Annotated in this window: 9 protein-coding genes; 7 read left to right on the top strand and 2 right to left on the bottom strand. The window is 69.5% G+C overall.

Annotated features, from left to right (window positions below):
* Positions 1-94 precede the first annotated feature (94 nt).
* The gene (locus tag BWR19_14635) at positions 95-1,105 is read right to left on the bottom strand and encodes a DNA-binding transcriptional regulator FruR (protein APX94070.1); all 1,011 of its coding nucleotides are present in this window, start codon (positions 1,103-1,105) and stop codon (positions 95-97) included.
* Between the two features lie 263 nt (positions 1,106-1,368).
* Here BWR19_14635 and BWR19_14630 point away from each other — a divergent pair, with 263 nt between their 5' ends.
* The 7 genes from BWR19_14630 (at position 1,369) to BWR19_14600 (ending at position 12,219) form a co-directional block, all read left to right on the top strand.
* A complete protein-coding gene (locus tag BWR19_14630; GenBank protein APX94069.1) occupies positions 1,369-4,236 on the top strand; it encodes a phosphoenolpyruvate--protein phosphotransferase in 2,868 nt (955 codons plus the stop codon).
* Positions 4,236-5,210, top strand: a complete 975-nt coding sequence (locus BWR19_14625) for a 1-phosphofructokinase (GenBank protein ID APX94068.1) — start codon at positions 4,236-4,238, stop codon at positions 5,208-5,210. Before BWR19_14630 ends, BWR19_14625 begins: the two co-directional genes overlap by 1 nt.
* On the top strand, positions 5,207-6,946 hold the full coding sequence (locus BWR19_14620; protein APX94067.1) for a PTS fructose transporter subunit EIIBC: 1,740 nt from the start codon (positions 5,207-5,209) through the stop codon (positions 6,944-6,946). The genes BWR19_14625 and BWR19_14620 overlap by 4 nt, the downstream gene beginning before the upstream one ends.
* Before the next feature lie 323 nt (positions 6,947-7,269).
* Positions 7,270-7,824, top strand: a complete 555-nt coding sequence (locus BWR19_14615; GenBank protein APX95046.1) for an antibiotic biosynthesis monooxygenase — start codon at positions 7,270-7,272, stop codon at positions 7,822-7,824.
* A 78-nt stretch (positions 7,825-7,902) separates the two neighbouring features.
* Complete coding sequence (locus BWR19_14610; GenBank protein ID APX94066.1) at positions 7,903-9,531, top strand: hypothetical protein; 1,629 nt, start codon at positions 7,903-7,905, stop codon at positions 9,529-9,531.
* A gap of 65 nt (positions 9,532-9,596) precedes the next feature.
* Positions 9,597-10,772, top strand: coding sequence for a GfdT protein (locus tag BWR19_14605; protein APX94065.1), 1,176 nt, complete (start codon positions 9,597-9,599; stop codon positions 10,770-10,772).
* Complete coding sequence (locus BWR19_14600) at positions 10,711-12,219, top strand: hybrid sensor histidine kinase/response regulator (GenBank protein ID APX94064.1); 1,509 nt, start codon at positions 10,711-10,713, stop codon at positions 12,217-12,219. The genes BWR19_14605 and BWR19_14600 overlap by 62 nt, the downstream gene beginning before the upstream one ends.
* Positions 12,220-12,254: 35 nt before the next feature.
* Here BWR19_14600 and BWR19_14595 read toward each other — a convergent pair whose 3' ends face one another.
* The gene (locus tag BWR19_14595; protein ID APX95045.1) at positions 12,255-13,472 is read right to left on the bottom strand and encodes a pyrroloquinoline-quinone glucose dehydrogenase; all 1,218 of its coding nucleotides are present in this window, start codon (positions 13,470-13,472) and stop codon (positions 12,255-12,257) included.
* Between the last annotated feature and the right edge of the window lie 50 nt (positions 13,473-13,522).

Here is a 13,522-nt window from a genome sequence, read left to right as displayed (position 1 = left end):
CTGGGCGGTGGATGCCGGTGTTCACTTAGTAGGCGGTGGATGCCGGTGTTCACTTAGTGGGCGCTGTCGCCGTGGCGCCCTAGTGTTGAATATTCTATACCATTTGAGGATTGGTCACCAGCTGCGGCAGGCGCTGGCGCAGGCTGCGCTCGACCACGTCCTGACCCGGGCGATAGTCGTCCTGGCAGGCGGCCAGGGCGCGGTTGAGGGTCAGCTCGGCGATACGCGCATGATCCTGGGGCAGTGAATTGACCGGCAGCGGCAGGAAGTCGAGCAGTCGGTCGTCGCCGAAGGTGGCCAGGCGCAGTCGCTGCGGCAGGCTGCCCTGCTCGAGCAGGACGTCGAACACGCCATCGAGCAGGGTATAGGAGGCGGTGACCAGGGCGTCGGGCAGGCCGTGGTCGTCGAGCAGCTGACGCATCAGCCGCGCGCCCTCGCCGCGTTCGTAGCGTGCCGCGCTGTAGGTCACCGCCTGGGCCGGCGCGTCGGCCAGGGCCTGCTGGAAACCGGCGCGCCGCTCGACGCTGATCGACAGCCGCGGCACGGCGTCGAACCAGGCGATGCGCCCCACCTCGGGTGCCAGCACCGAGCGGGTAAGGGTATGGGCGGCGGCCTGGTTGTTACTGACCACGCTGACGAAGCGCGACGGATCCATGGCGCGGTCGACGGCGATCACCGGCAGCCCCGTCTCCATCAGCTCGGCGTAGAAGGGATCGTCCATGGCCAGGCAGCTGGCGACGATCAGGGCGTCGCAGCGCTGCGCACGCAGCGCCCTGGCCAGCTCGCGCTCGCTCTCGGGGGCGTCGTCGGAGCCGACGATCAGCAGCTGGTAGCCACGCTCACGGGCGCCGCGCTCGAGACGCTTGGCGAGCCGCGCATAGCTGGCGTTCTCCAGGTCGGGAATGATCAACCCCAGGGTGCGGCTGGCGCCGCGCCGCAGCGCGGCGGCCTGGGCATCGATGCGGTAGTGGTGACGCTCGACCACGGCCATGACCTTGTCGACCGTGTCCTGGCTGATGCGCCGCTCCTTGGCCCGGCCGTTGATCACGTAGCTTGCCGTGGTGCGCGAGACGCCGGCCAGGCGGGCGATTTCGGCTAGGGTCATGACGGGTTTCCTTGGCTTGGGCATGCGTCGATTTCCTTATTCTACGCCACCGATGTGCCCTTAGACCCCCTGCCAAAGTCGTAGGTATCGTGGCTTGATAAAAGCGTGTTCTCGATCCAGCATTGTCGTTAGTGCGTGGTGACACGATTCAGCCTGCCGCTATAACATGTAGCGCTTGAGGCCGGGCGCGTCAAACGTCTCGCCACCCGCGCGATTATCTGCGCCTTGCCCGCGACGGGCGAGGCACTACCAGGAGGCAGCTCATGCTGACACTCGGCCAGGACGACATTCTTCTCGACTGCCAGGCGCGTGACTGGCATGAGGCACTCGATGCCGCTGCCCAGGCGCTGCAGACCGCGGGGCTGGTGGATGCCGCCTATCGCCAGGGCCTGCACGCCCGCGAGGCGCAGTCGTCGACCTTCCTCGGCAATGCCATTGCCATTCCCCACGGCACCCCGGAGAGCCGTCAGCACGTCAAGCGCACCGGGGTGCGGGTGCTGCAGTTTCCCCGCGGCGTCGAGTGGCACGACGGCAATCGCGTCCACGTGCTGGTCAGCATCGCCGCCCAGAACGACGAACACCTCGATATCCTGCGCCAGTTGACTCACGTCCTCGACCGCGACGGCGTCGCCGAACGGCTGGCGGCGGCGAGTGACCGCGGCGAGGTCGCCGCGCTGCTCTCCAAGGCGGTGGTCGAGGCGCGGATGGACGCCACGACGCTGTGTCTGGGGTTCCCGGGTCATGATGCGGCGGAGCTGGCGCTGGCCGGCGCCGCAAGGCTGCGCCAGGCGGGCTGCGTGGCCAGCGAGTTCGTCGCGGCGATTGCCGCCGCCAGCCCTCAGCCGCTGGGCCAGGGGCTGTGGCTGGCCAGCGCCGAGCGCGGCGTCAGCCAGCCGGCGCTGGCCCTGGCCACGCCGGAAGCCCCGCTGGCCACGGCTCAGGGAGCGGTAAACGGCGTGTTCTGCCTGGCGGCCCAGGGCGAGGCGCATCGGCCGCTGCTGGAGCGTCTGGTGGCGCTGCTCGATAGCGGTGCCGGCGAGACCCTGGCGGGGCTCGGCGAGGCCGAGGTGCTGGCACGCCTGGCCGGCGAGTCGGCGACGGCGCAGACCGCTACGGTGCGGGTGCTCAACGCCCACGGCCTGCACGCGCGGCCCGCCAAGCAGCTGGTTCAGGTGGCCCGCGCCCAGCCGCTGGCGATCCAGGTGCGGCTGGCCGAGGGCGGCGCTGCGGCGGTGTCTGCGGCGAGCCTGACCAAGGTCATTGGCCTCGGCGCGCGGCGCGGCCAGATGCTGCAGTTCTCGGCTGAGGGCCAGGGCGCTGAAACGGCACTGACGGCGGTCTGTGAGGCGGTCAGCGCCGGGCTCGGCGAGAAGGTGGCGCCCTTCGACGAGGGCCGCGAGCACGCCGCCATCGCCTCTGCCACGGCGCCCAAGCTGGAGCCGCTGCCGGCCGACACTGCGCATCAGGCGGTGGCCGCCTCGCCGGGCCTGGCCATCGCGCCGTTGTTCGTGATGCGCACGCCGCGCTTCGACTATCCGCGCCAGGGCCAGGGGGCCCGTCACGAGATTCCGCGTCTCGAGCAGGCCATCGCCGAGGGCCAGACGCAGCTCGAGGCGCTGGTCAAACGCGCTCCGGGTGGCGAGGTCGCCGAGATCCTGTCGATGCACGAGGAGATGCTCGACGACCCCGAGCTGCACCAGGCGGCCCGCGACGCCATCGACGACGGGCTCTCTGCAGAGGCGGCCTGGTGGGACGCCATCGACACCGCCGCCCACGCCCAGGAGATGCTCGCCGACCGGCTGCTGGCCGAGCGCGCCGCCGACCTGCGCGATGTAGGGCGCCGGGTGCTGGGCATCCTCTGCCAGGTCACGCTGCCCGAGCCGCCGGCGCACCCCTATATCCTGGTGGCCGACGACCTGGGCCCCTCCGATGTGGCGCGCCTCGACACCACGCGAGTGCGCGGCCTGCTCACCGCCCGCGGTGGCGCCACCGCCCACAGCGCGATCCTTGCCCGCGCATTGGGCATCCCGGCGGTGGTCGGCGCGGGGGAGCGCGTGCTGAGCCTCGATAACGGCCTCGAGATGATCCTCGACGGTGAGCGCGGACGGGTGATTCCGGCGCCGTCGGCGGAGCGGCGCAGCCGCGCCGAGCTGCGCCTCAAGGAGCATGAGGCGCGGGAGCGAGCGGCCTGGGAGGCGCGCTTCGACGAGGGACGCACCCGCGACGGCCAGCGCGTCGAGGTCGCCGCCAACCTCGGCAATACCGCCCACGCCGCGGATGCCGTCGAGCGCGGTGCCGAAGGCGTCGGCCTGCTGCGCACCGAGTTTCTGTTCATGGCGCATGCCAGCGCCCCGGATCTCGACACCCAGATCGCGGAGTATCGCCAGGCGATCACCGCCCTCGAGGGGCGGCCGCTGGTGGCGCGCACCCTCGATGTCGGCGGCGACAAGCCGCTGCCTTACTGGCCGCTACCCCAGGAGGACAACCCCTTCCTGGGCCTGCGCGGCATCCGCCTGGCGTTGACCCAGCCGGAGGTGCTCGAGACCCAGCTGCGTGCGCTGCTGATCGCCGCCGTCGGCACGCCGCTGCGGATCATGCTGCCGATGGTCAAGGACATCGCCGAGTTCCGCCAGGCCAAGGCGATCTACGACCGCCTGCTGGCCGAGCTGCCTGCCACCGAGCGTGCCACCGATGTGCAGCTTGGCGTCATGATCGAGGTGCCGTCCAGCGCGCTGCTGGCGCCCAGCCTGGCCGCCGAGGTCGATTTCTTCTCGGTGGGCACCAACGACCTGACCCAGTACACCCTGGCCATCGACCGTGGCCACCCCGAACTCTCGGCCCAGGCCGATGGCCTGCACCCGGCGGTGCTGCGCCTGATCCAGATGACCGTCGACGCCGCCCACGCCCAGGGCAAGTGGGTCGGGGTATGCGGCGAGCTGGCCTCGGACGCCACGGCGGTGCCGGTGCTGGTGGGGCTGGGCGTCGATGAGCTGTCGGTCAGCGCCCGCCAGGTGCCGCTGGTCAAGGCGCGGCTGCGCGATATCGACCTCGCCGAGGCCCGCGCCCAGGCCGAGCTGGCGCTGGCCCAGGCCACCAGCGAGGCGGTACGCGACGCCCTGGAGGCACGCTGATGGCCAATATCCTCACCCTCAGCCTCAACCCGGCGCTGGACCTGGCGATCAGCCTGCCGCGCCTGGCGCTGGGGCAGGTCAACCGCACCGATGCCACCCACCTCGAAGCCGGCGGCAAGGGCGTCAACGTGGCGCGGGTGTTGGCGGCCCTCGGCCACCGGGTGCGCGTCTCGGGTTTCCTCGGCGCCGCCAACGACGGCCCCTTCCTGCGCGCCTTCGAGGCCATGGGCGTGGAGGATGACTTCCTGCGCGTGGCCGGCGAGACGCGCATCAATGCCAAGGTCGCCGAGCACGACGGCCGGGTCACCGATATCAACGGGCCGGGACTGGAGATCGACGCCGCCGCCTTCAGCGCGCTGATCGAGCGCCTCGATGCCCTGGCCTGCGACCGTGAGGCGCGCCCCGATGCGGTGCTGATCGGCGGCAGTCTGCCGCCGGGTATCGTCGCCGAGGATCTCGCCGCGCTGGTGGTGCGGCTGCGCGAGCACGGCCTGCCGGTGTGGGTCGACACCAGCGGGGCGGCGCTGCGGGCCGCCATCGAGGCGGGTCCCACCGCGGTCAAGCCCAATGAAATGGAGCTCGCCGACTGGGCCGGCAGGGCGCTGGACACCCCGGCCGAACGGCTGGCAGCGGCGCTCAGGCTGCACGCCGCTGGCGTCGATGAGGCGCTGATCTCCGCCGGCGCCGACGGCGTGCTGTGGGTCAGCCGGCGCGGCAGCTGGCTGGCCACCCCGCCGCGAGTGGCGGTGGCCAGCACCGTGGGCGCCGGCGACACCCTGGTCGCGGGGATGCTGCACGGCCTGCTCGAAGGCCATGCAGCGCCGCAGACCCTGGCGTTCGCCACGGCGCTGTCGGCGGAATCGGTTCGTCACCTCGGGGTGGGCAACGTCCACGCCGAGGATCTCTCTTCTCTCCAACAACAGACCCGTGTGCGTCGCCTCGACGACGTCGATACAGGGGGAGCGCTCGTATGAACATCATCCTGATCACCGCCTGCCCCAGCGGCATGGCGACTACCTTTCTCGCCGCCCGTCGCCTGGAACAGGCCGCGATCCGTCGCCAGTGGCAGGTCAGCGTCGAGATGCACGGCCAGCTCGAGCCGCTGACCCCGGTCAGCGCCGAGGCGATCGCCGCCGCCGACCTGGTGGTGGTCGCCGCCGAGCGGGTCCCGGACCCGGCGCGCTTCGCCGGCAAGCGCCTCTACCGGGCCTCCATCGACCAGGCGCTGCCCGATCCCGACGCCTTTCTCGAGCGTGCCAGCCGCGAGGCCGGCGAGTTCACGCCGGTGGCGGAGGAGTCAGCGCCTTCAGTGTCCACTGCCGGCAGCAAGATCGTCGCCGTCACCGCCTGCCCGACCGGGGTCGCGCATACCTTCATGGCCGCCGAGGCACTGAGTGAGGCCGGCAAGGCGCTGGGCCACCAGATTCGCGTCGAGACCCAGGGCTCGGTGGGCGCCCAGGACAAGCTCACCGCGCAGGAGATCGCGGATGCCGACTTGGTACTGCTGGCCTGCGACATCGAGGTCGACCCGACCCGCTTCGCCGGCAAGCGCATCTACCGCACCTCCACCGGCAACGCCCTGAAGAAGCCCCAGCCGACCATCCAGGCGGCGCTGGCCAATGCCACGCTAGAGGAAGCCGGGGCGAGCGCCACTGGCGGCGAGGCGAGCAAGAGCTTCAAGGAGGTCGGCGTCTACAAGCACCTGCTGACCGGGGTCTCATTCATGCTGCCGATGGTGGTGGCCGGCGGCCTGCTGATCGCGCTCTCCTTCGCCTTCGGCATCGACGCCTTCGAGCAGGAGGGCACCCTGGCCGCGGCGCTGATGCAGATCGGTGGCGGCACCGCCTTCGCGCTGATGATTCCGGTGCTGGCCGGCTATATCGCCTACTCCATCGCCGACCGGCCGGGCATCGCCCCGGGTATGATTGGCGGCATGCTGGCCGCGGAGATAGAGGCCGGCTTCATTGGCGGCATCCTGGCCGGTTTCCTGGCCGGCTACGTGGCGCTGGCGGTGGCGCGCCACGTCAAGCTGCCGTCCAGCGTCGAGTCGCTCAAGCCGATCCTGATCATCCCGCTGGTGGCGAGCCTGGTCACCGGCCTGACCATGATCTACGTGATCGGCGAGCCGGTGGCGGCGATCATGACGGGTCTGACCGGCTTCCTGGCCGGCATGGATGCCACAAATGCGGTACTGCTGGGCATCCTGCTCGGCGCCATGATGTGCGTCGACCTGGGCGGGCCGGTCAACAAGGCCGCCTATACCTTCGGCGTTGGCCTGCTGGCCTCCCAGACCTATGCGCCGATGGCGGCGATCATGGCCGCCGGCATGGTGCCGGCGATCGGCATGGGCGTTGCCAGTTTCGTGGCGCGTCACAAGTTCTCGCAGCCGGAGCGCGAGGCGGGCAAGGCCTCCTTCGTGCTGGGGCTGTGCTTTATCAGCGAAGGGGCGATCCCCTTCGCCGCCAAGGATCCGCTGCGGGTGATTCCCGTCTGCATCGTTGGCGGGGCGGTGACCGGGGCGCTATCGATGCTGGTCGGCGCCCAACTGATGGCCCCCCACGGCGGCATCTTCGTGCTGATGATCCCCGGCGCCATCAGCCCGGTGCTGTTCTACCTGGCCGCCATCGTGATTGGCTCGCTGGTCACTGGCCTGGGCTATGCCGCCCTCAAGCGCGGTGCCGCACCGGTGGCGGTGGCCGCGACCAACTGATCGCTGCTGGCAGTTCTTTGCATGGCTTGCCGGTGCCTTCGGGCGCCGGCTTTTTATTACCCGATGCCTATCGGGAGACCGGAAAATATTGCCGTTGATAGAGGTATGACCTGTCATTTCAAAGGATTCGTGGATTTTATCCTGAATAGCCATTCAATGATGGTTTGATAGTATTCTCGGTAAAGCTGGTGTAGTTTTTGCAGCACTGAATTGAACGGATGAAAACGGAGGGCTCTTACCCGGGCCGTTCGTTCGCTCGGCGGTGCTACCCGCGCCGCTGATGAAACAGGAGATACACGATGTCTACCGCCCCCGTGACGCTGATGGTGGCACGCCGCGTGGCCCGCGGCCGCTACCGCGCGTTCATTGCCTGGCTCAATGAAGGCCGCGACCTGGCCGCCGACTTCGCCGGCTATCTCGGCTCCGGCGTGCTGGCGCCGCCGCCCGGCGACGACGAGTACCAGATCATCTTTCGCTTCCGCGATGCCCAGACCCTGGCCGCCTGGGAGCACTCCGCCTCGCGGCGTGCCTGGCTGGCGCGCGGGTCTGGCCTGTTCGAGGCGCCCCACGAGCATCGTGCCACCGGGCTGGATCGCTGGTTTGCCGACGCCAACGGCCAGGCGCCGCCGCGCTGGAAGCAGGCGGTGGCGATCTGGTTGGCGTTCTTCCCGGTATCGCTGGCGTTTCAACTGCTGGCCGGTGGTGCGCTTGCCACGCTGCCGCTGCTCGCCAAGGTGTTGGTCAGCACCCTGGCACTCACGCCGCTGATGGTGTTCCTGTTCATTCCGCTCTCGACCCGCCTGCTGGGGCCCTGGCTGCGCGGCGATTGCACCCTGGTGGGGCGGCTGGAGCGCTGGTGGCACCAGCGTAGGGCATAGCGAGACGATTGGACGGCCAGGCTGCCGCTTGGTTAGGCTCGCAGGGTGGGGCGGGTCCAACAGGCAAAGGAGAGAGGCATGCAGGTGCTACGTCAGTTTTCGGCACTCGGGCTGCTGGTAGGGACGCTGCTGTTTGCCATCTCACTGACGCCGAGTCTGCTGCCACGCACCTTCGTCGTCCAAGGCGTGATTTCGGGGCTGTCGTTCTCGGCGGGCTATGCGCTGGGTGTCCTGGCGCGCTGGCTGTGGGCCTATCTCGAGCTACCGATACCCGGGCCTCGCGGCGCGCTGAGCATCAAGCGTATCGCCGCTGGCGTCTGTGCGGTGATTGCCGCTGCGTTCCTGTGGCGCGCCTCGGACTGGCAGGACTCTGTGCGGTTACTGATGGAGATGGAGCCCACCAGCGGCACGCGGCCGTTGAGTGTCGCCCTGATTGCGCTGGCGATATTTGCGCTGCTGCTGCTGTTGGCCAGGCTGTTCCGGCGCACCTTTCGTTTCCTCTCACGCCGGCTACAGCGCGTGGTACCGCGTCGCGTCTCGAATGTCATCGGCGTGGTGGCGGCCGCGGCGCTGTTCTGGTCGGTGATCGACGGGGTCATCTTCACCCTTACCCTGCGCGCCCTGGATCGCTCCTACCAGCAGGTCGACGTGCTGATGCCGGATGACCTGGCGCCGCCCAGCGACCCTCAGGTAGCTGGCAGCGAGGCGTCGCTGATCAGTTGGGAAGCCCTGGGCCTGCGCGGTCGGCGCTTCGTGACCCGGGGCCCCTCGGCGAGCGACATCGAGGCGTTTCTCGGCGAACCCGCCGAGCAGCCGCTGCGGGTCTATGTCGGGCTGAACGCCGCCGACACGCCCAAGGCGCGCGCCGAACTGGCGCTCGAGGAGCTCAAGCGGGCGGGGGCTTTCGAGCGCTCGCTGCTGCTGCTGGCCACGCCCACCGGCCGTGGTTGGCTGGACCCGGCGGCGCAGAACACCCTGGAGTATCTGCAGCGCGGCGATATCGCCACGGTCACCGCCCAGTACTCCTACCTGCCGAGCCCATTGGCGCTGATCGTGGAGGGCGACTACGGTGCCGAAATGGCGCGGGCGCTGTTCGAGGCGGTCTATCGCCACTGGACGTCACTGCCCGACGACCAGCGCCCGGCGCTGTATCTGCACGGGCTGAGTCTCGGCGCGCTCAACTCCGACCGCTCCTTCGATATCTACGACATCATCGATGACCCCTTCGACGGCGCGCTGTGGAGCGGGCCGCCGTTTCGCAGCCCTACCTGGCGGGCCATGACGCGCGATCGCGATGCCGGCTCGCCGGCCTGGCGGCCGCGTTTCCGCGACGGTGCGGTGGTGCGTTTCATGAATCAGCACGGCGGCCTCGACGACGGCGCGGCCGACTGGGGCGACTTCCGCATTGCCTACCTGCAGTATGCCAGCGATCCGGTGACCTTCTTCGAGCCCGAGGCGCTCTACCGTGAACCGGAGTGGTTGCAGGCCCCGCGCGGGCCGGATGTCTCCCAGGACCTGACCTGGTACCCGGTGGTCACCGGCCTGCAGCTGCTGGCCGACCTTGCCGCCGGTACCGCGCCGCCCGGCTACGGCCACGAGATCGCCGCCGAGCACTACATCGAGGCCTGGATGGCGCTGATCGAGCCCGAGGGGTGGTCGGCGGACGAGGTGGAGCGCCTCGCGGCACTGTTTGCCTCGCGCCGCTAGCGGCGCCATTGTGAAGCAAGATGGCGGCGGCCTACACTGCAGGAAACCCGCGCAGGATCGCTGCCATGCTCGATGCACCACTTCTTGATCCCAGCGTCGCCAGCGACAGCCAGGCGGTGCGTACCGCGGTCAGCCACGCGCGCGACCCCCAGTGCGCTGCGTCGGAACTGGCCGCGGCGCTGCGTCACCCGCAGCTGGGATTCGTGCTGTTCTTCGTTAGCGCCGAGTATGCCCTGAGGCCACTCGGCGAGGCGCTCGACGCGGCCTTTGCCGGCGTGCCGATCAGCGGCTGCACCACCGCTGGCGAGATCACCGCCGAGGGCTACGACCGCGGCTGCATCGTGGCGGTGGGGTTCGATGCGCGGCATTTCGGCGTCGGAGTGGCGCTGATCGACGAGCTCGACGGCTTCGACCTGGTGCGCGCCCAGCGCGTCACCGACGGCCTGCTGGCGACGTCCCGACGCCAGGCGGCCCCGGGCGGCGACCACTTCGCCCTGACCCTGCTCGACGGCCTCTCCAGCTGCGAGGAGCAGGTGCTGGCGACCCTCGATGCGGCCCTGGGCAGCATTCCCAGCTTCGGCGGGTCGGCCGGTGACGATAATCGCCTAGCGCACACCCACGTCTACAGCGACGGTTGCTTCCATGACCAGGCCGCGGTGGTGGTGATGTTCACCACGCGCCTGCCGTTCGAGGTCTTCACCACCCATCATCTGCGGCCGCGTAGCGAGAAGCTGGTGGTGACCCGGGCCGATCGCGAGCGGCGCCGGGTGATCGAGCTCAACGCCGCGCCCGCCGCCGACGAGTACGCGCGACTGGTTGGCTGCCCCCGTGAGGCCCTGGATGATGCGGTCTTCGCCCGCTATCCGCTGGCGGTGCGGATCGGCGAGAGCTACTTCGTGCGCTCGATTCAGCGCGTCAACGATGACGGCAGCCTGAGCTTCTACTGTGCGGTGGAGAACGGCATCGTGCTGACCGCCATGACGCCGGCGCCGATCCTGCCCGACCTCGAGGCGGTATTCGACGACCTGAGCGCCCGGCTCGGGGCACCCGAACTGATCATCGGCCTCGACTGTTTCCTGCGGCGCCTGGAGATCGAGGCGCTGGGCAGCCTCGAGGCGGCCTCGGACCTGCTGCGCCGCCAGCGGGTGATCGGTTTCAACACCTACGGGGAGCAGCACCATGGCATGCACATCAACCAGACCTTCACCGGGGTTGTGCTTGGGCGCCCCGGTAGCGGCTGACAGCGATGCCGCGCTGACGCCCCGCGAGCAGGCCCTGGTCGAGGAGAATGCGCGGCTGCACAAGGTGTGTGCGGCGCTGATCGAGCGCGTCGAGTCCAGCGGTGTCGCCGGCGGTGCGCCCTATGCGGCCTTCGAGCACGCCGTGCTGCTGGCCGAGCAGGTCCGCGAGCGCACCGAGACCCTGCATCGTACCCTCGATGAGCTGAGCCAGGTCAACGCCGAGCTGGGCTCGGTGAACACCAAGCTGCGCGAGGAGATCGCCGTGCGCGGCGAGACCGAGCGGCGGCTGCGCGAGGCCAAGGCCGAGGCCGAGGCGGCCAACCTGTCGAAGAGCAAATTCCTGGCCGCGGTCAGCCACGACCTGCTGCAGCCGCTCAACGCGGCGCGCCTGTTCACCACCGCGCTGGGCGATCAGCTCGAGGATCCGGCCATGCCGGCGGAGTCGCGCCGCCTGGTGGGGCATATCGGCCGCTCGCTCAAGGACGTCGAGACGCTGCTCGGTACGCTGGTGGATATCTCGCGCCTCGATGCCGGCGTGCTGACGCCGGATGTGGCACCGTTCGCGGCCGCCGAGCTGCTCGATGCGCTGGCCGAGGAGTACCGCCAGATGGCCGCTACCCGCGGCCTCACGCTACGCTACGTTGCGTCCTCGGCGGTGATCGATTCCGATATGGCCCTGCTCGCGCGGGTGGTGCGCAATCTGTTGAGCAACGCCATTCGCTACACGCCGACCGGCCATATCCTGCTGGGCTGTCGACGCCGTGCCGCGGGGCTCGAGATCAGCGTTGCCGATACCGGCAGGGGGATCGAGGAGGCCCAGCGCGAGGAGATCTTCCTCGAATTTCGCCGCGGGGATGCGGGCTGCCAGCAGAGCGACCGCGGCCTGGGGCTGGGGCTCGCCATCGTCGACCGCATCAGCGGCATGCTCGGCCACCGCCTGTCGCTGGCCTCTATCCCCGGGCGCGGCTCGCGCTTCGCGATTCTGGTGCCCTATGGCCAACCACCGACAACGTCAGTCCAGCACAGGGCGCCGCCACTACCGGGAGTGGCACCGTTGGCCGGCTCGCGGGTCTGGGTGATCGACAACGATCCGGCGATCTGCGAGGGCATGCAGGCCCTGCTGGAGGGCTGGGGCTGCGAGGTGGTCAGCGGCGAGTCGCTGGCAGGCTTGAACCGTTACGCAGGGCTGTCACGAGGCGCTGATGCCCTGATCATCGACTATCACCTCGACGAGCATCAGCCCGACGGATTCGATGTCGCGGCGATGCTGCAGCGGCGTTTTCCGCGGCTGCCGGTGATCATGATCACCGCCAATCACGATGCCTCGCTCAAGGCGCGGGCCCGCGAGCGGGGCTACCGCTGCCTGCTAAAGCCGCTCAAGCCCTTGCGCCTGAAGATGGCGCTGCTGCAGTGCGTGGCGGCGGCGCCCAGCGGCGCGTCGGGTTAAGGCCGGCCACTGCCACGCTGGCCGGCCGGGTGGCCTCAATCGGCTGGCGTCAGTCGATACAGGCCGCCGTCGGACTCGTCGGTGAGCACATAGAGCATGCCGTCCGGCCCCTGGCGCACGTCACGAATGCGGCCCAGCTCCTCGTCGAGCAGCACCTCCTCGTGGGCGACGCTATTGCCGTCGAGCACCAGCCGGTGCAGCTGCTCGCGGTATAGCGAGCCGACGAACAGGTTGCCCTGCCACTCGGCGACATCGTCGCCGCTGTAGAAGGCCATGCCGGAGGGGGCCATGGACTCCTCCCACCAGTGCGCCGGCTCGGTCACCCCCGGTGCTTCCTGGCCGATGCCGATGAACTCGCCGGTGCTGTAGTCGCTGCCGAAGGCGACCTGGGGCCAGCCGTAGTTGGCACCGACCTCGAGCCGGTAGAGCAGGTCGCCGCCGGAGGGACCGTGGTCGACCGCCCACAGCTCACCGTTGTCGGGGTGAATGGCCAGCCCCTGCTTGTTGCGGTGGCCGAAGGAGTAGATCTCGGGGCGCAGGTTGCCCGGTGCCATCTCGATGAAGGGGTTGTCGGGGTGCGCACCGCCGTCCTCGAGGAGCCGGATCAGCGAGCCTGCCGGGTCGGTAAGGTCCTGGGAGGGGTAGCGCAGGCCGCGGTCACCGATCGAGAACAGCACGCTGCCGTCGCCGGGGAGCAGGATCCGCGAGCCGTAGTGACGGCCGGGCTCGGTGCGCGGCGATTGGGCGTAGAACGTCTCGACGTCGGTCAGTTCGCGGTTGTCTTCGTCGAGGCGTGCGCGCGCCAGGGCCGTGGCGGTGCCATAGTCGTCGCTGGCAACGCCGTCATCGTCGCCCGGGCTCGAGTAGGTGAAGTAGATCCAGCCGTTGTCGTCGTAATCGGGGTGCACGGCGACATCGAGCAGGCCGCCCTGGTTGCCGCCTTCGGGGGCGGTGAGCTGATCCTCGTCGGTGTCGATCTCCGGCAGGTTGCCAAGCGAGATGGCCTCGTCGGCGTCGATCAGATAGAGGCTGCCGGGGCGTTCGGTGACCAGCATGCGGCCGTCGGGCAGCCAGGCCAGTGACCAGGGGTGCTCTAGACCGCTGACCACCTGCGTAACGCCGAGTGTGGTTTCTTCGCTGTCATGGTCGCTGATCACTTCGTCGTCGGTCACGCTGACGTTGGCGCGTCCGTCGCCGCTGTCATTGGTCTCGCTGTCGTCGGCATTGGCTACGCCGTAGGCCGAGGCCAGCATCACGGCCAGGGCGAGTCGCGACAGGGTGAGTCGCGCGGCAATCGGGGTGC

The organism is Halomonas sp. 1513, from assembly GCA_001971685.1.
In the GTDB taxonomy this organism is placed as follows: Bacteria; Pseudomonadota; Gammaproteobacteria; order Pseudomonadales; family Halomonadaceae; genus Franzmannia.
Note: the sequence above shows the minus strand (reverse complement) of the source record. Positions and strands in the feature narration are given on the sequence as shown.

Excerpts from the sequence above, each read along its gene's own strand:
- BWR19_14635 (APX94070.1), bottom strand. The coding sequence starts at position 1,105 with ATGACCCTAGCCGAAATCGCCCGCCTGGCCGGCGTCTCGCGCACCACG.
- BWR19_14630 (APX94069.1), top strand. The coding sequence starts at position 1,369 with ATGCTGACACTCGGCCAGGACGACATTCTTCTCGACTGCCAGGCGCGT.
- BWR19_14625 (APX94068.1), top strand. The coding sequence starts at position 4,236 with ATGGCCAATATCCTCACCCTCAGCCTCAACCCGGCGCTGGACCTGGCG.
- BWR19_14620 (APX94067.1), top strand. The coding sequence starts at position 5,207 with ATGAACATCATCCTGATCACCGCCTGCCCCAGCGGCATGGCGACTACC.
- BWR19_14615 (APX95046.1), top strand. The coding sequence starts at position 7,270 with ATGGTGGCACGCCGCGTGGCCCGCGGCCGCTACCGCGCGTTCATTGCC.
- BWR19_14610 (APX94066.1), top strand. The coding sequence starts at position 7,903 with ATGCAGGTGCTACGTCAGTTTTCGGCACTCGGGCTGCTGGTAGGGACG.
- BWR19_14605 (APX94065.1), top strand. The coding sequence starts at position 9,597 with ATGCTCGATGCACCACTTCTTGATCCCAGCGTCGCCAGCGACAGCCAG.
- BWR19_14600 (APX94064.1), top strand. The coding sequence starts at position 10,711 with ATGGCATGCACATCAACCAGACCTTCACCGGGGTTGTGCTTGGGCGCC.
- BWR19_14595 (APX95045.1), bottom strand. The coding sequence starts at position 13,472 with ATGCTGGCCTCGGCCTACGGCGTAGCCAATGCCGACGACAGCGAGACC.